Source organism: Actinospineispora eucalypti, from assembly GCF_039543365.1.
Classification (GTDB): domain Bacteria; phylum Actinomycetota; class Actinomycetes; order Mycobacteriales; family Pseudonocardiaceae; genus Pseudonocardia; species Pseudonocardia eucalypti.
On record NZ_BAABJP010000015.1, the window covers coordinates 638,536 to 655,228 of the forward strand.

17 protein-coding genes are annotated in these 16,693 nt (G+C 73.0%); 6 read left to right on the plus strand and 11 right to left on the minus strand.

The features are described from left to right. Positions 1-31: 31 nt before the first annotated feature. Both ABEB12_RS19075 and ABEB12_RS19080 read right to left on the minus strand, forming a co-directional pair. Positions 32-586 carry a DUF1990 family protein gene (locus ABEB12_RS19075; RefSeq protein ID WP_185059076.1) on the minus strand — a complete coding sequence of 185 codons (555 nt, stop codon included), beginning with the start codon at positions 584-586 and terminating at the stop codon, positions 32-34. Between the two features lie 2 nt (positions 587-588). Next, positions 589-1,611 (minus strand): PDZ domain-containing protein, encoded by a 1,023-nt coding sequence (locus ABEB12_RS19080; protein ID WP_185059075.1) that lies wholly within the window; start codon positions 1,609-1,611, stop codon positions 589-591. A gap of 88 nt (positions 1,612-1,699) precedes the next feature. On the opposite strand from ABEB12_RS19080, the gene ABEB12_RS19085 reads away from it, so the two are divergent. From ABEB12_RS19085 to ABEB12_RS19100, 4 genes are all read left to right on the plus strand, one after another. Beyond that, positions 1,700-3,112: a zinc-dependent metalloprotease gene (locus tag ABEB12_RS19085; RefSeq protein WP_185059074.1), complete on the plus strand. Its 1,413-nt coding sequence runs from the start codon at positions 1,700-1,702 to the stop codon at positions 3,110-3,112. A 148-nt stretch (positions 3,113-3,260) separates the two neighbouring features. Then, positions 3,261-4,559: a hypothetical protein gene (locus tag ABEB12_RS19090; protein WP_185059073.1), complete on the plus strand. Its 1,299-nt coding sequence runs from the start codon at positions 3,261-3,263 to the stop codon at positions 4,557-4,559. 358 nt (positions 4,560-4,917) lie between these two features. After that, positions 4,918-5,805, plus strand: coding sequence for a hypothetical protein (locus ABEB12_RS19095; RefSeq protein ID WP_185059072.1), 888 nt, complete (start codon positions 4,918-4,920; stop codon positions 5,803-5,805). Positions 5,806-5,867: 62 nt separating this feature from the next. Then, a complete protein-coding gene (locus tag ABEB12_RS19100) occupies positions 5,868-7,187 on the plus strand; it encodes an AarF/UbiB family protein (protein WP_185059071.1) in 1,320 nt (439 codons plus the stop codon). Between the two features lie 265 nt (positions 7,188-7,452). Here ABEB12_RS19100 and ABEB12_RS19105 read toward each other — a convergent pair whose 3' ends face one another. From ABEB12_RS19105 to ABEB12_RS19125, 5 genes are all read right to left on the minus strand, one after another. Continuing rightward, positions 7,453-7,719, minus strand: coding sequence for a hypothetical protein (locus ABEB12_RS19105; RefSeq protein ID WP_185059070.1), 267 nt, complete (start codon positions 7,717-7,719; stop codon positions 7,453-7,455). 42 nt (positions 7,720-7,761) lie between these two features. Beyond that, on the minus strand, positions 7,762-8,154 hold the full coding sequence (locus ABEB12_RS19110; protein WP_185059069.1) for a WhiB family transcriptional regulator: 393 nt from the start codon (positions 8,152-8,154) through the stop codon (positions 7,762-7,764). Positions 8,155-8,296: 142 nt separating this feature from the next. Continuing rightward, entirely contained in the window at positions 8,297-8,608 is a 312-nt protein-coding gene (locus ABEB12_RS19115) for a hypothetical protein (protein ID WP_185059068.1), read from the minus strand. Positions 8,609-8,657: 49 nt separating this feature from the next. After that, positions 8,658-10,790 (minus strand): UvrD-helicase domain-containing protein, encoded by a 2,133-nt coding sequence (locus ABEB12_RS19120; RefSeq protein ID WP_185059067.1) that lies wholly within the window; start codon positions 10,788-10,790, stop codon positions 8,658-8,660. Positions 10,791-10,796: 6 nt separating this feature from the next. Next, positions 10,797-11,618 (minus strand): helix-turn-helix domain-containing protein, encoded by an 822-nt coding sequence (locus ABEB12_RS19125; protein ID WP_221497552.1) that lies wholly within the window; start codon positions 11,616-11,618, stop codon positions 10,797-10,799. Between the two features lie 35 nt (positions 11,619-11,653). Between ABEB12_RS19125 and ABEB12_RS19130 the strand changes: the two genes are divergently transcribed. Next, positions 11,654-12,067, plus strand: coding sequence for a DUF2000 domain-containing protein (locus tag ABEB12_RS19130; RefSeq protein ID WP_345702929.1), 414 nt, complete (start codon positions 11,654-11,656; stop codon positions 12,065-12,067). Positions 12,068-12,117: 50 nt separating this feature from the next. Next, the gene (locus tag ABEB12_RS19135; protein WP_185059066.1) at positions 12,118-12,360 is read left to right on the plus strand and encodes a mycoredoxin; all 243 of its coding nucleotides are present in this window, start codon (positions 12,118-12,120) and stop codon (positions 12,358-12,360) included. A gap of 8 nt (positions 12,361-12,368) precedes the next feature. Here the strand turns inward: ABEB12_RS19135 and nudC are convergent, their stop codons facing one another. From nudC to ABEB12_RS19155, 4 genes are all read right to left on the minus strand, one after another. Then, positions 12,369-13,334: an NAD(+) diphosphatase gene (gene nudC, locus ABEB12_RS19140; protein ID WP_185059065.1), complete on the minus strand. Its 966-nt coding sequence runs from the start codon at positions 13,332-13,334 to the stop codon at positions 12,369-12,371. Then, positions 13,331-14,704 carry an insulinase family protein gene (locus tag ABEB12_RS19145; protein WP_185059064.1) on the minus strand — a complete coding sequence of 458 codons (1,374 nt, stop codon included), beginning with the start codon at positions 14,702-14,704 and terminating at the stop codon, positions 13,331-13,333. Before ABEB12_RS19145 ends, nudC begins: the two co-directional genes overlap by 4 nt. Next, positions 14,701-15,999 carry an insulinase family protein gene (locus ABEB12_RS19150; protein ID WP_185061125.1) on the minus strand — a complete coding sequence of 433 codons (1,299 nt, stop codon included), beginning with the start codon at positions 15,997-15,999 and terminating at the stop codon, positions 14,701-14,703. Before ABEB12_RS19150 ends, ABEB12_RS19145 begins: the two co-directional genes overlap by 4 nt. A 192-nt stretch (positions 16,000-16,191) precedes the next feature. Beyond that, entirely contained in the window at positions 16,192-16,683 is a 492-nt protein-coding gene (locus tag ABEB12_RS19155) for a YbaK/EbsC family protein (protein ID WP_425572255.1), read from the minus strand. Positions 16,684-16,693: the final 10 nt, after the last annotated feature.

The following is a 16,693-nucleotide window of genomic DNA, read 5'->3' on the forward strand; positions in this document are numbered from 1 at the left end:
TCAGCAGGGTGAGTCGGTCACTTCAGCAGGGTCAGCGGAGGGCCGCCAGGTACTGGGTGGTGGCGAAGCGTTGCACGGCCCGGCCGGCCGGTCCGGCCATCCGGGTGTACCAGGTCGCCGGGCGGGAGAACGCCAGGATCGTGCCGCGCACCTCGCCTGAGGGGTCGCGCCGCGCCACGAACGCCTCCTCGCCGGACACCGGGTGCCCGGGCAGCGTGCCGTAGCCGAAGCCGACGCGGTCCGGTTCGTCCACCGTCCACACCACCCGGCACGGCACGAGCAGCCGCAGCGGCCCGATGCCCGGTGCGACCAGCACGGTCAGCCCTTCGGCCGGCGGGGTGTCCGGCGGATGGATCACCGCACCGGCGCGCCGCTGCGCGGCCCAGCCCCACAGCCGCTCACGGGCGCGGGCGAACGCCGCGTCGCCGTGCCCGAGCGTGGCCGTGCGGCGCACCAGGTGGTACCCCTCCGGTGCCACCGGCGGGCTGACGTCGCCGAACACCAGGTCCCGGGTCCGGCCGGCGTGCGGGTAGGTGAGCCGCGCTTCCTCGGCCGAGGGGTAACGCCGGCGCAACCGATCGCTCACCGTCAGCAGCCCGGGGCCGGCTTGCCCGCTTTGAGCTCGTTCATCGCGTTGACCGCGTCGGACAGGTTGGCCACCTTGACCAGCTGCAGGCCGTCCGGGGTCGCGCCCCGTGCTTCCTCGCAGTTCTCGGCCGGCACCAGGAAGACCGTCGCCCCAGCGTTGCGGGCGGCCAGCATCTTGAGCGGGATGCCGCCGATCTTGGCCACGTCGCCGTACTGGTTGATCGCGCCCGTGCCCGCGACGAACCGGCCGCCCAGGAGGTCGCCCGGGGTCAGCTTGTCCACCACGGCCAGCGCGAACGGCAGCCCGGCGGACGGCCCGCCGATCTTGCCGAGGCTGATCACGACCTGGTTGGGATCGAACGGCTCGCCCTGCGGGGTGATGCCGAGGAAGCCCTGCGGGCCGCCCGGCCGGACACCGGCGGTCACCGTGCCCTGCCGGACCTCCGCGTCGCCGCGCAGGTAGCTCAGGTGCACCACGTCGCCCGGCTTCGTGGCCCGCATCAGCTCGGTGACCTGGACCGGCGAGGTGACCTTCACGTTGTTCACGGTGAGCAGCTGGTCGCCGGCCCGCAGCACGCCGCCGGCCGGGGCGTTCGCCACCACGTCACCGACCAGCACCTTCACCGGCTCGCGCAGGAAGGCCAGGGCGGCCACCTCGGCGTCGGTCTCCGAGTCCGAGAACAGCTGGTTGTTCTCCTGCTCCACCTGCTCGTGGGTCTTCTCCGGCGGGTAGATGGTGGCGCGCGGCACCACCTCGTAGTCCCGGTCCAGCCAGAACCGCAACGCGTACATCGCGGTGAGGTCGTCGGTCACCGCGACCGTGGTCATGTTCAGGTGCCCGGTGGTCGGGTAGGCCGGCCGGCCGTTCACCGCCACCACCGTCCTGCCCTCGACCTCGCCGAGCGTGTCGAAGGTCGGGCCCGGACCGAGCGCCACCAGCGGAACCGGCACTACGGAGGCCAACACCACGGCGGCGAACATCACCAGCAAGCCGTACACGAGCGTTTGGGTGCGACGGGTCACCGGTTCAGCCTACGGCTGATCTGTCGGAGCCCGATCGGCACGGCCGCGTACGGTGGTGGTGTTGACTCCGGATGCTCTAGGTGGAGATATGAGCGACACCCCGTTCGGCTTCGGCCCGGCCGACCGCGATCGCGACCCCGATCGCGACAAGGACCGGCAGGACAAGCCCGAGCGCGGCGACCAGCCGAAGGACCCGTTCGGCTTCGGCTTCCCCGGAATACCTGGGCTGCCCGGCATGCCGGGAGCGCCCGGCGGGCCCGGCGCGACCGCCGGGCCCGCTGGTTTCGACATGGGCCAGCTCGGCCAGATGCTCAGCCAGCTGGGCCAGATGCTCAGCCAGGCCAGCGCCGGCGGGGGCTCCGGGCCGGTCAACTACGACCTGGCCAAGCAGGTTGCCCTGCAGCAGATCACCGACAAGCGCGCCGCCACCGCCGACCAGCGCACCGCCGTGAACGAGGCGTTCAAGCTGGCCGAGCTGTGGCTGGACCCGGCCACCTCCTACCCCACCGGCACCCGCACGGTGACCGCATGGTCGCCGAGGGAGTGGGTGGAAGCCACCATGCCGACCTGGCGGAAGCTGTGCGACCCGGTGGCCCAGCGGGTGTCCGGCGCCTGGTTGGAGGGGCTGCCCGAGGAGGCGCGGCAGGCCGCCGGGCCGATGTTGGCGATGTTCGGCCAGATGGGCGGGATGGCCTTCGGAAGCCAACTGGGCAGCGGCCTCGCCCAGCTGTCCGCCGAGGTGCTCACCGCGACCGACATCGGCATCCCGCTCGGACCCTCCGGCACCGCCGCGCTGCTGCCCGGCGCGATCGAGCGGTTCACCGCCGGGCTGGACCGGCCGGCCAGCGAGGTGATGGTCTACCTGGCCGCGCGCGAGGCGGCGCACCACCGGCTGTTCGGGCACGTGCCGTGGCTGCTCGGCCGGCTGGTCGGCGCGGTCGAGGAGTACGCGAGCGGCATCCGGGTGGACACCGCGCGGATCGAGGAGATCGCCCGGCAGATCGACCCCAACGACCCCTCGTCGCTGGAAGGGGCGATGCAGTCCGGGCTGTTCGAGCCGCCCAAGACCGAGGCCCAGATCGCCGCGCAGCGCCGGTTGGAGACGCTGCTCGCGCTGGTCGAGGGCTGGGTGGACGTGGTGGTCAGCGATGCGGTCGCCGACCGGCTGCCCGGCGCGGAGGCGCTGCGCGAGACGCTGCGCCGCCGGCGCGCTTCCGGCGGCCCGGCCGAGCAGACCTTCGCCACGCTGGTCGGCCTGGAGCTGCGCCCGCGCAAGCTGCGCGCCGCCGCCGAGCTGTGGCGGGCACTGACCGAGGAGCGGGGCATCGACGAGCGGGACAAGGTGTGGTCCCACCCGGACCTGATGCCGGACGAGGAAGACCTGGACAACCCGAAGGGCTTCGCCTACCGCGTCCAGGCGGATGCGTCCGACCCGATCGCCGAGCTGGAGAAGACCGAGCAGGCCGAGCGCAGAGCCGACGAGGAGAAGCCGGACTCCTGAGGTGGCCGCGCGCGGCGCGCGTGGCTGGCGGCAACCCGGTCGGGTCTGATCTGCCGTTTCGAATGGTGGGCTACCAATGAGTGCCCCATTCTGAGCGCCAGCTGGGTGGTGGCTCCGGGAGGCCGGCGTGCGCGGGCAAATCAGTGGCATGGATCAGTCTCAGCGAGAGTTCACCTTCGCCGACACCCGGGAACGCCTCGCGCGGGCGTTGGACGCCTACCTGCCGGGCGAGGAGTACCGCGCGTACTACCGCTGGGCGTTGTCGGCGGCCAACCCGGACCGCGAGCTGTTCTGCCGGATCAACGCGTTGGACCAGCTGGCCAACCTCACCGCCTCGGTACTGGCCGGCCTGGACGAGGGCACGGACTGGCCCACCCTGGTCGGGCATGCCGCACCGGTGAACCTGTACCAGGTCTTCGAGGTGGTCTCGGACAACCTGGGCATCGGGCTGGCCGCGCCGGGCGCCGACCCGGTGCGGCGGGAGCTGGTGCTGGCCTTCGACGCCGAGGTGGCCGCCGAGCTGCGCTCACCGACCGGCCGCCCGGCCACCGAGCTGCTCGCGGACCTGCGCCGGCCGGCCTCGGTGGTGTCCGCCTTCGAGCAGAGCCTGCGGCCGAAGGAGCACCGGATGGTCGCCCGGCGATACGCCGACGGTCCGGGGCGTCCGACCGTCGACGAGCTGGACGCCACGGTGTGGGACGGCCTGGTGGCGAACGTGGAGTCGGGCCGCGACGTGCTCACGGCGCTCGCCGGCACCCGCACCGAGCCGATCGTGCGGGACCGCACGGTATACCGCTACGCGGCGGTGGACCGCACGCTGGGCGCCTCCGCGCTGTCCCGCGAGGAACTGCTGGAGACCAGCGTGCACACCATCCTGGTCACCCCGACGCTCGGCTACTTCGCCTCGGTGTTCGGCGAGATCCTGTCCAGCGACCCCGGTTACCCCGCCGTGCTGGCGGACGGGTCGCTGGTCGCCGCGTTCGACACGGCCGCCCTGTTGGTGCGCCTGCTCAACGACGTCGGCACCCCGCTGCTGGAGATGTCACGGGCGGAGCGGGCCGCACTGGTGGACGGCCTTCGGCCCCGGTTCGCCGAGAACGGGTCCGACTCGGCGATTCCGCTGCTGGCCGCCGCTTCCGGCGCGGTGCCGGCCCTCAACCGGCTGCGCAAGGACCTGATCCACGGCGAGCTGAACGTGTGCCTCTACGAGGTCCATCGCGCAACCGGGGCGCGGGAGGGCCTGGAGGTGTTCCTGGACGTCCTCGAGCTGTGTGCCGACCGGTACGCGCGGGCGCGGAAGCTGTTCGCCTCTCAGCTGAGCGGCCTGGACACCCGGCTGCGGGAGCGCCGAGGCGTCGAGGTCGCCCGCCGGTTCGTGGCGTTCCACGAGCGCCTCTACTCGCGCCCCTACGACGCCCCCCGCTCCTCCGGCGACTACGCCATCTAACCCCTGACTCAGTCACTTCAGCACGCTGATTCAGTGACTTCAGCGGGGTGATTCAGTCGGTTCAGCAGCGTGATTCAGTCGGTTCAGCAGCGTGATTCAGTGGGTTTGGCACGGTGGTTCAGTCGGTTCCGCACCGTGGTTCAGTGGGTTTGGCAGGGTGATGCCGTTTCAGCGCTGCGTTACACGGGGTCGCGCGTGGCCTTTCGTGGTCAACGGGCCTCACCCGCGCGTCCGCCCGATCCCGGAAACAGCGCCAACCGGCCAAAGTGACTGAATCACCCTGCTGAAGTCACTGAATCAGCGTGCTGAAGTCACTGAATCGGCGTGGTGGGAGGGCTGGATCTGTCAGGATCGGGGGGTGGGGGATATCGCGGGCGGGTTGCCGGCGGTGGTGTGTGCGCGGCCGCATCATGACGTGCACCGGCGCGACGTGGATGCGGTCCAGTTCGGGCTGGTGCCCGGGCGGGCGTTCGAGGTCGCCGGGTTGAGTGGGCCGCTGCGCCGGTGGCTGCTGGAGCTGCACGGGGCCTGGCCGACCGACCGGTTGCTGAGCCGGGCCGCGGAGCTGGGGGCGGACCGGGAGCTGGCCCGGGCGGTGCTGGTCGAGCTCTACTCCAGCGGGGTGCTGGTCGACGCGAGGCGGCCGGCCAGGGTCGCCGAGGCGCGCGGCACCGGGCGAGTGGCGCTGTTCGGGGCCGGCCCGCTGCTCGACCTGGTGGCCGGCGGGTTGACCGAGGCCGGCGTGGGCGCGGTCCGGACGTACGCGCACGGCGAGGCGCCGCGCAGCGGGGCCCGCCCGGACCTGATCGTGCTCACCGACCTGGTCAACCCGAGCGCCGAGCCGCACCGGGCGTGGCTGGCCGCCGGGGTGCCGCTGCTGCCCGCGCGGCTGATGGACGGGGCGGGCCTGGTCGGCCCGCTGGTGCTGCTCGGCCGGTCGGCCTGCCTGCGCTGCCTCGAGCTGCACCGGGCCGACCACGACGAGTGCTGGGGCACGGTGTCGGCCGGGCTGACCGGCCGGATCGGCCGGGCCGATCCGGCGTGCGCCCTCGGCACCGCCGCACTGACCACCGCCCAGGCGCTGCGTGTGTTGGACGCCATGGTCGACCCGGACGACTCGGCCACACCCGGTCCCCCGGTGCTGGACGCGATGCTGGAGTTCCGCCTCGAGCTGGGCGAACTGCACCGGCACCCGTGCCCGCCGCACCCCGGTTGCGACTGCGGGGCCGGCCGGCGCGGGGCCTGAAACGGGTCGGCTCCGGCGAGGGTGAGATGCGTCGCGCCGCGCGTTCGGTGGACAATGGCGGCATGGCCGATATCCCACGAAGTGGTGCCCGGCGCACCGCCAAGCTCGCCAGCCTGCCGCTCGGCGTCGCCGGGCGCGCGGCGGCCGGGTGGGGTCGCCGCATGGTGGGCGGCGACGGCGAGGAGATCTCCGCGCAGTTGTCCGCGCGCAGTGCCGAGCAGCTCTTCGCGGTGCTCGGCGAGCTCAAGGGCGGCGCGATGAAGTTCGGCCAGGCGCTGAGCATCTTCGAGGCGGCGGTACCCGACGAGCTGGCCCAGCCGTACCGCGAGGCGCTCACCAAGCTGCAGAGCGCGGCGCCGCCGATGCCGGCCAAGGACACCCACCGGGTGTTGGCCGAGCAGCTGGGCCGGGGCTGGCGGGAGCGGTTCACCGAGTTCGAGGACGAGCCGGCCGCCGCCGCGAGCATCGGCCAGGTGCACCGGGGCGTGTGGCACGACGGCCGGGAGGTCGCGGTCAAGGTGCAGTACCCGGGCGCGGACGAGGCTCTGCTCGCCGACCTCCGCCAGCTCGGCCGGTTCAGCCGGTTGATCCAGCCGCTGGTTCCGGGCATGGAGGTCAAGCCGCTGATCGCGGAGCTGCGCGACCGGATGGCCGAGGAGCTGGACTACCGGGACGAGGCGGACAAGCAGCGCGCGTTCGCCAAGGCGTTCGCCGACGACCCGGAGATCAAGGTGCCGAGGGTGTTCGCGTCGGCGCCCAAGGTGATGATCACCGAGTGGGTCCGGGGCACCCCGCTGTCCGAGGTCATCCGGGCCGGCGACCAGGCCACCCGGGACCTGGCCGGGATGCGGCTGGCGCAGTTCCAGTACTCCTCGCCGCCGCGCGTCCGGTTGCTGCACGCCGACCCGCACCCGGGCAACTTCCAGCTGATGGACGACGGCCGGCTGCTGGTCTTCGACTACGGGCTGGTCGGCCGGCTGCCCGAGGGCTCGCCGCTGGTGCTGCAGCACATGTGCCGGATGGCGCTGAACGGCGAGTCGGCGCGGCTGATCGAGCTCATGCGCGAGGAGGGGTTCGTGCGGCCCGGCATGCGGCTGACCGCCGAGGAGGTGCTCTCCTACCTGGCCCCGTTCACCGAGCCGCTGCTGTCCGAGACCTTCCGGTTCAGCCGGCGCTGGATCCAGGAGCAGGCGGAACGGGTCGGCGACCTGCGCAGCCCGGACTTCCGCACCGGCCGCGCGCTGAACCTGCCACCCCACCACCTGCTCATCCACCGGGTCACCTTCGGCGTGCTCGCGGTGATGTGCCAGCTCGGCGCCGAGGTGCCGCTGCGCGGCATCGTGGAGCACTGGCAGCCGGCCACGTTCACCGAGCCCGCTTAGGCATCGTGTTGCGTTTAAAGACGGCCGTCCAAGCCGCTCTAGACCTGCACCGAACACAAACGGCCAGCGCCTCGAACACCTCGCCGACAACCTCCGCCGCGCACCCGACCCACCGAGCACGAGTCCGCGACTCACCGAGCACAGACGCCCGACTCGCCGTACCCACATCCCCGACTCACCGTACCCACATCCCCGACTCGCGGGGGGATGTCCCGGGTTGGCGTCCTGTGCCAACCCGGGACATCCAGCGGCGCGCAGGCCGAGGTCAGACCGCCCGGCGGGCGCGCTCGGCGCGCGCGGTGGCGTACTTCGCCAGTCGCGCCCACCGGCGCCCGGCCACCAGTCGACGAGCGACCCGGTAGCGAGCGGCGGCTTCCTCGGCCTCACGCATTCGTGCTCTGGCCAAGGCTTCGTAGAGCAACATCTGCCGAACCCCCTTGTGCATGAGGCGGGTCCCGGTCGGGCCGGCCACCTCGGTCTGGCTGGACGGTCGCTTCTCCAGATCGACGATCTCGAGCAACTTGTTGGTCACCAGGTCTCCTTTCCGCACGCCTCCGCGGCGTACCGATCTCTGCTACAGCGGTGCGCCGGCCTCGGCCAGCGCCCGGTCCCGGGCGAGGGCAGCCTTGCTCGGCCGGCCCTTGGGCCTCTTCCGAGCGATGACGCTGCCCCTTTGGAAGATCTCGCCACCCCAGACGCCCCAGGGCTCTCCCCGGCGCAGCGCCCCGGCGAGGCATTCGGCCTTGATCGGGCAGGAGACGCACTGCGCCTTCGCCCGCTCGAGGTCCTCCGGCGCGTCGGCGAACCACAGGTCCGCGTCCTCGGCCTCCTGACAGGGCAGGGTCGCGTCGGCACTGGTGGTGCCGAGCAACCCGTCCAGACCGATGGCGTCCTGGCTGTTGACCAGGCCCGACACCGGGCTGTGGCTGACCGTCCCGCCTTCTATGGGGACGTTCCGCACTAGCACTTCGATCCCTCCTCCTTGGTCGTGCGGTGAAACTGATTGAACCGAACGGGTCCGACAGAACTGGGCCGAAAAACACGAAGGCCGCGGTCCCGATACGGGTCCGCGGCCTTTGGGCTGCTTCTCGGAGATTTCCTTGATCGGATCAAGGGCATCGCTCCGAGGCGGACACGTATGGCGGCTTGTTCGCCGGGGTGCCGGTCACGTCGACGATCATGAATTCCCACCCACGGGGGCGATCCATGACGATGCTGGCGCCGGACACACCGGTGGCCCCGTACTGGGCCTGGGCATGCCGCATCAGCGGGGACGTGAGCTGGGCAGACTGCGCCTTCGGGTCGGCGAGGTTAGCCAGCAGTGCCACTGTGGCCACCCCCCTCCCGGGCAGACGCGCGGCGCTGAGGAAGCGCGGCGCGAAACGTTTCAACCGGGCCTCGAAGATCCCGGTGAGACTCACCTTAGGAGCAGCTGCGCGAAGCGCGCAACCGACTTTCGTCCACTGTGTTTCAGTCGGCCAGCAGAGCCAGGATGTCCGGGCCGTAGCGCTGCAGCTTGGCCGCGCCGATCCCCGGGATGGCGACCAGCGCGGCGGTGTCCGCCGGGCGCCGCTCGGCGATCGCGGTGAGCGTGGCGTCGGTGAACACCACGTACGGCGGTACGGACTGCAGCTTGGCGGTGGCGCTGCGCCACTCCTTCAGCTGGTCCAGCAGCTCCACGTCGACCGAGGCGGGGCAGTCCGGGCAGCGGACCAGTGCGCCCGAGGCGCCCGGTGCGGCGCCGACGACCGGGGTTCCGCAGATCTGGCAGCGCGGCTTCGACCCGGCTCGGCGGCCGTTCCCCAGCGCGGCCGGGTGGTGGTCCGGGATCACCCCGTGCAGGAACCGGCACCGCCGCCGCCCCCGGCGGCCGCCCGGCGTGCGAGCCAGCGCCCAGGAGAGGGCCAGCTCACGGCGGGCGCGCGTCACCCCGACGTACAGCAGCCGGCGCTCCTCCTCGATCTTGGCCGGGTCGCCGTCGGCGTGCTGGATCGGCACCGTGCCGTCGACCAGGCCGACCAGGAAGACCGCATCCCACTCCAGGCCCTTGGCCGCGTGCAGCGAAGCCAGCGTGACGCCCTGCACGGTCGGCGGGTGGGAGGCGTCCGCGCGGGTTTCCAGTTCGGTGACGAACGCGGCGAGACCGGCGTCCGGGTCCACCTCGGCCAGCTCCTCGGCCAGCACCACCAGGGCGCGCAGCGACTCCCAGCGCTGCCGGGCCGCGCTGTTCTCCGGGCCGGCAATGTGTCCGTCGGGCGCCAAACTGGGCGCCCGACCCAGCCCGCCGGCGATGTGCCGGTCGGTGAGGCCCAACGGCTCGAGCACCGCGCTCACCGCTTCGGCCAGCGGCCTATCGTTTCCGGGTTTCCCCCCGGCGACGCGCAGCGACATCATCGCCTGGCGCACCTCGGGGCGGGCGAAGAACCGCTCGCCGCCCCGTACCTGGTACGGCACGCCCGCCTCGTCCAGCGCGCGTTCGTACACCTGGGACTGGGCGTTCACCCGGAACAGCACGGCGATCTCGCTGGCCGGCGTGCCGTCGTTGATCATGCGCTTGATGGTCGAGGCGACCGCGCCGGCCTCGGCCGGTTCGTCGTCGTACTCGGCGAAGCTGGGCTCCGGGCCGGGCGGGAGCTGGCCCTCCAGGCGCAGGCGGGTGCCGGCGGCCCGGTCCCGCGCGGCGGCGATCACCGTGTTGGCGCACGACACCACCTGCGGGGTGGACCGGTAGTCCCGGCGCAACCGGACCATGGTGGCCTCCGGGAAGCGCCGGGTGAACTCGAGCAGGTAGCGCGGCGTCGCGCCGGCGAAGGTGTAGATCGTCTGGTTGGCGTCGCCGACCACGGTGAGGTCGTCCCGCTCACCCAGCCAGGCGTCCAGGACCCGCTGCTGCAGCGGCGTGACGTCCTGGTACTCGTCCACCACGAAGCAGCGGTAGCGGTCGCGGAACTCCTGGGCCACCTCGGCGTTGGCCTCCAGCGCGGCGGCGGTGTGCAGGAGCAGGTCGTCGAAGTCCAGCACCTGGTGTTCCAGCTTGAGCCGCTCGTAGCCGGCGTACACGGAGGCGATCAGGTTCGCGTCCGTCGGGATCTCCCGGCGCGCACCGGCCACCTCGGCCGGGTAGGCCTCCGGGGTGATCAGGCTGGCCTTGGCCCACTCGATCTCCCCGGCCAGGTCGCGCAGCGACTCCGCGTCGGTGTCCGCGCCGGCCCGGTGGGCCGCCTGGCCCACCGCCCGGATCTTGTGGTCCACCAGCTGCCACGGCCGCTCGCCACCCTGCACCCGGGGCCAGAAGTAGCGCAGCTGGCGCAGTGCGGCGGCGTGGAAGGTGCGCGCCTGCACCCCGCCGACCCCCAGCGAGCGCAACCGGGTGCGCAGCTCGCCGGCGGCGCGGGCGGTGAAGGTCACCGCGAGCACCTGGCCGGGCGCCACCTGGCCGACCTGCACCAGGTGGGCGATCCGGCGGGTGATGGTGCGGGTCTTGCCGGTGCCGGCGCCGGCGAGCACACAGACCGGGCCGCGCGGCGCGGTGACCGCGGCCGCCTGCTCGGGATCCAGTGCGTCAGCAGGGAAGGTCGAGTTCGCGGCCGGCACGGCTGTCATCCTCTCTCACCGGTGCGCGCCTCGCGCGTAGCGGGCCGGCGTGGTGCCCAACATGCGGCCGAAGTGGCGGCTCAGGTGCGCCTGGTCGTAGAACCCGGCGGCGGCCGCCACCTCGGCCGGCGGCTGCCCGGCCAGCAGCAGTCGCCGGGCCAGGTCCACCCGGCGGCCGGTCAGGTAGCGGTGCGGGGGCAGCCCGTGCGCCCGGGTGAACGCGCGGACCAGGTGTGTGGGGTGGGCGTGCAGCAGCTCGGCGGCCCGGTCCAGGGTGACGCCTCCGGTCACGTTGGCGTCCAACAGCTGGCGGAGGCGGTCGGCCAGGTGGTTGGCGTGCTTTCGATCCGGGCGCGGCACGCCGGTTCCCGGCCGCAGGTGCTGGCGCAGCCGCTCGGCCACGAACGCCAGCCGGCTGGCCGCGTGCAGCTCCTCGCCCGGTTGCGCGAGCACGCGGTGCAGCTGGTCGATCCGGTGCCGCAGGACCGGGTCGGCCCAGCCCGGGGCGTCCACCGCCGGCCCGATCAGCCGTTCGCCGAGCAACGGCGTGTCCAGGTAGAGCACCCGCTTGCGGAAGCCGTGCGGCGTGGCCGCGCGGCCGTCGTGCGGCACGTGCGGCGGCAGCAGGGTGACCAGCTCGGCGGCGGCTCCCCGGGGGTGGCGGTCCAGGTCGAACCGCACCGCCCCGTCGTCGACGATCAGCAAGGTCCAGGCGTCGTGGGTGTGGGCCGGGTAGGCGTGCTCGGTGAAACGGGCATGGAACACCTCCGCGACGCCCGGCACCTCCGGCCGCCACGCGGTGACCTGTTCGTTCTCCCGGATGCCAAGAACGTACAAGACCGTCTCGAGCGGGCGGCGGCATCGTGGGGCCGGTGGAGCCCATCCGATTCGACACCAAGATCGCGATCCTGTTGCGGGACGACCTGCCCGGCTGGCAGCGGTTGAACGTCACCGCCTTCCTGGCCAGTGCGCTCGCCGCCCCGGAGCGGATCGGCGAGCCGTATCTGGACGCGGACGACACGCCTTACCTGCCCATGTTCCGCCAGCCGGTGCTGGTGTTCGCCGGCTCGAAGGAGGTGCTCACGGCCGCGCACGCCCGCGCGCTCGGCCGGGGGCTGCCGCTGGCCGTCTTCACCTCCGACCTGTTCAACACCGGCAACGACCGGGACAACCGGGCCGCCGTGCGCGCGGTGCACCGGGACGCGCTGGACCTCGTGGGCATCGGCGTGCACGGCCCGCGCAACAAGATCGACAAGATCCTGAAGGGCGCCCGGTTGCACGACTGACCCTGGTCACATCCGGGAAGCCGGCGGGCGGTCGGCGCGTTGCACGGTGCATGAGCGAACTCACGATGTACTCGACCACGTGGTGCGGCTACTGCCGCCGGCTGAAGCTGCAGCTGGACGAGGCCGGTATCGCGTACAACGAGGTCAACATCGAGCGCGACCCGGAGGCGGCCGCCTTCGTGGAAAGCGTGAACGGCGGCAACCAGACCGTGCCCACCCTGCGCTACCCGGACGGCAGCACCGCCACCAACCCGTCCTTCGCCGAGGTCAAGGCGGCCCTGGCCGCCGCCTGACCCGCCGCTCAGTCCTGGACGGCGGACCAGGAGTCGAGCATGGTGCGGGCGATGGAGATGGACGGGGGGACGAGCAGGCGGCCGTCGCCGGGTTCGGTGGCCCAGTCACGGGTTGCGTCGGCGGCATCGACCAACGCCCGGCGCAGCTCGTCACGGGTCAGCCAGAAGGCCTCGGCGATCTCCCCGTCGGCCGGGCTCAACGGCTGCGACGGATCCGCCACCGCCTCGAACCCGATCATGATGGAACGGGGGAACGGCCAGGCCTGGGAGGCCAGGTAGCGGATGTCGGTGACCGTGACGCCGACCTCCTCCTGGATCTCCCGGGCCACGCAGGCCTCCAGTGACTCGCCCGCCTCGACGAACCCGGCCAGCACGGAGAACCGGCCCGGTGGCCACATCGGCTGGCGGGCCAGCAGCACGCGGGCCGAGCCGCCGGTGCCGCCGTCGTGCACCAGGCAGATGATCGCCGGATCGGTGCGCGGGTACTCCTCCCGCCCACAGCCGGTGCACACCCGCAGCCAGCCGGCCTGGCGCACCTCGGTGCGCGCGCCACAACGCGCGCAGAAGCCGGCGTTGTCGTGCCAGTTGAGCACGGCCACCGCCGACACCATCAGGCCGGCGCTGGTCGCGTCCAGCGCGGCGCCGCACATGCGCAGGTCCTGCCACTGGGACGGGTCGTCGCCGTCCAGCAGGGACGGCTGGCCGCGCACCGCCCAGTAGGGCACGTCGTCCTGTTCGCCGATCAGCACCGCACTGACCGGGAGTTCGGCCGACACCTCGGGGCCGGCCTTGGTGAGCGCTACCGACCCGGTGGAGCCGCCGGGCTCCACCGGGCTGCGCCCCTTCTCGTCCACCACGAGCACGCGTGCCTTGGGCCAGGTCGAGGCCTGCCACGCGGTGTCCAGCCGCAGCTGCTCGTCCCGCCGCACGGTGGCCCGGGACAACCGGGGCGGCTCGGTGATCGGGAAGCTCAAGGCAGCTCAACCCCGCCGAGCGCGCGCAACCGGGCGGCCACCTGGCCGGCGTCGCCGACCACCACGCCGGTGAACGCGGTCGGCGTGAAGAACTCCGCCGCCGCCTCGGCCACCTGTTCCGCGGTGACCGCCTCCAGCCGGGCCGGGTGCCCGCGCAGCCACTCGGCGTCCAGCCCGACCGCGGTCAGCGCGGACAGGGTCGCGGCCAGCCCGGGCTGGCTGTCCAGGGAGATCAGCAGCGAGCCGATGGCGTACCGGCGGGCCGACTCGATCTCCGCCTCGGCCGGCGGCACGGCGGACAGCCGGGCCAGCTCGTACCGGGTCTCCAGCAGCGCGGCGGCGGTGACGTCGGTGGTCACGTCGGTCTCCACCAGCAGCGTCGCGTCCGCCGGGGTGAACTCAAGGTAGGACGAGGCCGAGTAGGTGTAGCCCTTGTCCTCCCGGATGTTCTCCACCAGCCGGGAGGAGAAGAAACCACCGAGCACCAGGTTGGCCAGCTGCACCGCCGGGTAGCGCGGGTCGGTGCGCGGCACCGCTTGCGCGGACAGCCTCAGCTGCGACTGCACCGCACCGGGGCGGTCCACCAGCAGCAGGTCACGGCCGGTCAGCGTGGGCAGCGGCGGCAGCTCGACGGCGGTGCCTCGCTGTGCCCAACCACCCAGCGCCGAAGCCACCGCGTCGATCGCCGCCGCCGGGTCCAGGTCGCCGACCAGGACCAGAGTGGACCCCCGGGGCAACACGGCGGCCCGGTGCAGCTCGCGCACGTCCTCGGGGGTCACGGCGGCCACGTCGTCGGCCTGTGGCATCTCCCGGGCCGCCGGGTGGTCGTTGTAGCGGCGCCGCTGCAGCGCCTCCCGGGCCACGGTGCGCGGCTGCGAGCGGGCCATGGCGATCCGTTCCACCAGCCGCTCGCGTTCGCGCGCGAAGTCCTCGTCCGGGTAGGCGGCCCGGGTGAGCAGCTCGGCGACCACGTCGAGCAGCACCGGCAGCCCGGAGGACAGCGCGCTCCCGGAGACCATCAGCCGCTCCGGGTCGACGGTGGCGGCGACGTCCCCGCCGATCGAGGCGAGCTGGTCGTCCAGCTCCACCCGGCCGCGCTTCGCGGTGCCGGTGAGCAGCGCGGACGCCACCATCTCGGCCCGTGCGCAGTGCAGCGGGTCGGTGCCGGCGAACGGGATGCGCAGCCGCAGCTCCACGGTCGGCACGGTGCGCCGGGCCACCGCGATCACCCGCAGGCCGGAGTCGATCACCCGGTCGGCCAGCTCCAGCTCCGGGCCGCCGCGCACCGGTCCCAGCGGCGGCAGTGGGCGGGGGCCGGCCTCGGTGTGCCCGATGTGCTCGGCGTCCCGGTGGGTCCTCACCGCGGTCACTCGGTTTCTCCCGTCTCGGACTGTGCGGCCGGTTCGATCACCAGTACCGCGTGGTGCTGCTCGCGCAGCCGGGTGGCCGCTTCGGCAACCTGCTTCGGGCCGATCGCGGCCAGCCGGGTGGGCAGCTCGGCGGCCAGCTCGGCCTTCCCGTAGAGCAGTTCCCGGGCGCCCATGGCGAGCATGCGGCTCATCACCCGGTCCTGCTCGTGGTGCAGCGAGGCGGACCAGCGCGCGGCGATCCGGGCCAGCTCCTCCTCGGCGATCGGCTCGCCGGCCAGCCGGTCCAGCTCCTCGTCCACCGCGCCGATCACCCGGTCCGCGGTCACGCCGGCCGGGTGCACGGCGGTGACGGTGAAGGTGTCCGGGTCGCGGGCGTCCAGCGGTGTGCCGAACAGCCCGCAACCGGCGGAGACGTCGGTGACGATGCCCTCGCCGTAGACCAGCCGCTGCTGCAGCCGCGCGGCCTCGCCGTCGGTCAGCACGGAGCCGAGCAGCGTGTGCGCCAGGTAGCCGTCCAGGTCGGTGGCCGGGTCGGGCAGGCGGTAGCCCAGCGCCAGCGCGGGCAGCGGGGCGTGCGCGTCCGGCACGACCTCCCGCTTCTCGGCGGTCGGCGCGGGCTCGGCGAAGCTCGGCCGGGCCGGGACCGGGCGCTCCGGGATGTCCCCGAAGTGCTTCTCCACCAGCGCGGTTGCCTCGTCCACGTTCAGGTCGCCGGCCACGGTGAGCACCGCGTTGCCCGGCGCGTAGTAGCTGTCGAAGAACGCCGCCGCGTCGTCCAGCGTGGCCTGCTCCAGCTCGGAGAAGTCACCGTAGCCGTTGTGCGCGTTGGGGAAGGTGTCGTAGAGCACCGGCGGGAGCAGGATCCACGGGAACCCGCCGTACGGCCGGGACAGCACGTTGAGCCGGATCTCCTCCTTGACCACGTCGACCTGGTTGCGCAGGTTCTCCTCGGTCAGCCGGGGCGCCCGCAGCCGGTCCGCCTCCAGGAACAGCGCGCGCTCCAGCGCGGCGGACGGCAGCACCTCGAAGTAGTCGGTGTAGTCCTGGTGGGTGGAGCCGTTGAACACCCCGCCCGAGCCCTGCACGTGCCGGAAGTGGGCCAGCTTCTCCAGGCTCTCGCTGCCCTGGAACATCAGGTGCTCGAACAGGTGCGCGAAACCGGTGCGGCCCTCCGGCTCGGAGCGGAAACCCACGTCCACGTGCACCGCGACCGCGACCACCGGGGTGGACGCGTCGGGCGCGAGTAACACGCGCAGGCCATTGGGCAGCGTGAAGCGGTGCAGCTCTGGGGTCATCTGGGCGGAGGACACACCCCGACCCTAGTTGTAGGCCGGGTGTAGGGCCGGGGTGGCAGGGTTGGGAGATGCCCCTCGGCGAGTCCGCGCCGCGCATCGACGCCGACGCCGAGCCGCGCGGCACCCACCGCTACCCGTCCGACCTGCGCCCGGACCGGGCACTGTGGGTCGCGCCGGCACCGGTCGACGGATTCAGGCGACCGTCTCGGGGGTGCCGCCGGTGACCTTGACCAGCTCGGCGAAGGTGGTCGGGAACACCGCGTGCGGGATGCCGCCGGCCGCCCACACCTCGTCGTAGGCCTCCAGCGATCGGTCGACCACGGTGCGCAGCGGCGCCGGGTGGCCCACCGGCGCGACGCCGCCGATCACCTGGCCGGTGGCCGCGCGGACGAACTTGGGGTCGGCGCGGGAGATCTTCTCCACGCCCAGCGCGGCGGCCAGCTTCTCGGTGTCCACCCGGTGCGCGCCGGAGGCCAGCACCAGCAGCGGCTCACCGTCGGCGGCGAAGACCAGCGAGTTGGCAATCTGGCCGACCTGGATGCCGAGCGCCTCGGCCGCCGCCTTGGCGGTGCTCACCGCTTCCGGCAGCACCCGCATGCGCTCGACGCTGTCCGGCGCGGCGCCGCCGGCGCGCAGCGCCCCGGTCACCGCGCGGATGTTCGGATGGTCAGGTGGAGGAGTCACCCGACCATCC

What these genes read in the sequence shown, in the direction of transcription:
- ABEB12_RS19135 (WP_185059066.1), top strand. Translation starts at nt 12,118, where the DNA reads ATGAGCGAACTCACGATGTACTCGACCACGTGGTGCGGCTACTGCCGC.
- ABEB12_RS19120 (WP_185059067.1), bottom strand. Translation starts at nt 10,790, where the DNA reads ATGACAGCCGTGCCGGCCGCGAACTCGACCTTCCCTGCTGACGCACTG.
- ABEB12_RS19085 (WP_185059074.1), top strand. Translation starts at nt 1,700, where the DNA reads ATGAGCGACACCCCGTTCGGCTTCGGCCCGGCCGACCGCGATCGCGAC.
- ABEB12_RS19100 (WP_185059071.1), top strand. Translation starts at nt 5,868, where the DNA reads ATGGCCGATATCCCACGAAGTGGTGCCCGGCGCACCGCCAAGCTCGCC.
- ABEB12_RS19090 (WP_185059073.1), top strand. Translation starts at nt 3,261, where the DNA reads ATGGATCAGTCTCAGCGAGAGTTCACCTTCGCCGACACCCGGGAACGC.
- ABEB12_RS19150 (WP_185061125.1), bottom strand. Translation starts at nt 15,999, where the DNA reads ATGACCCCAGAGCTGCACCGCTTCACGCTGCCCAATGGCCTGCGCGTG.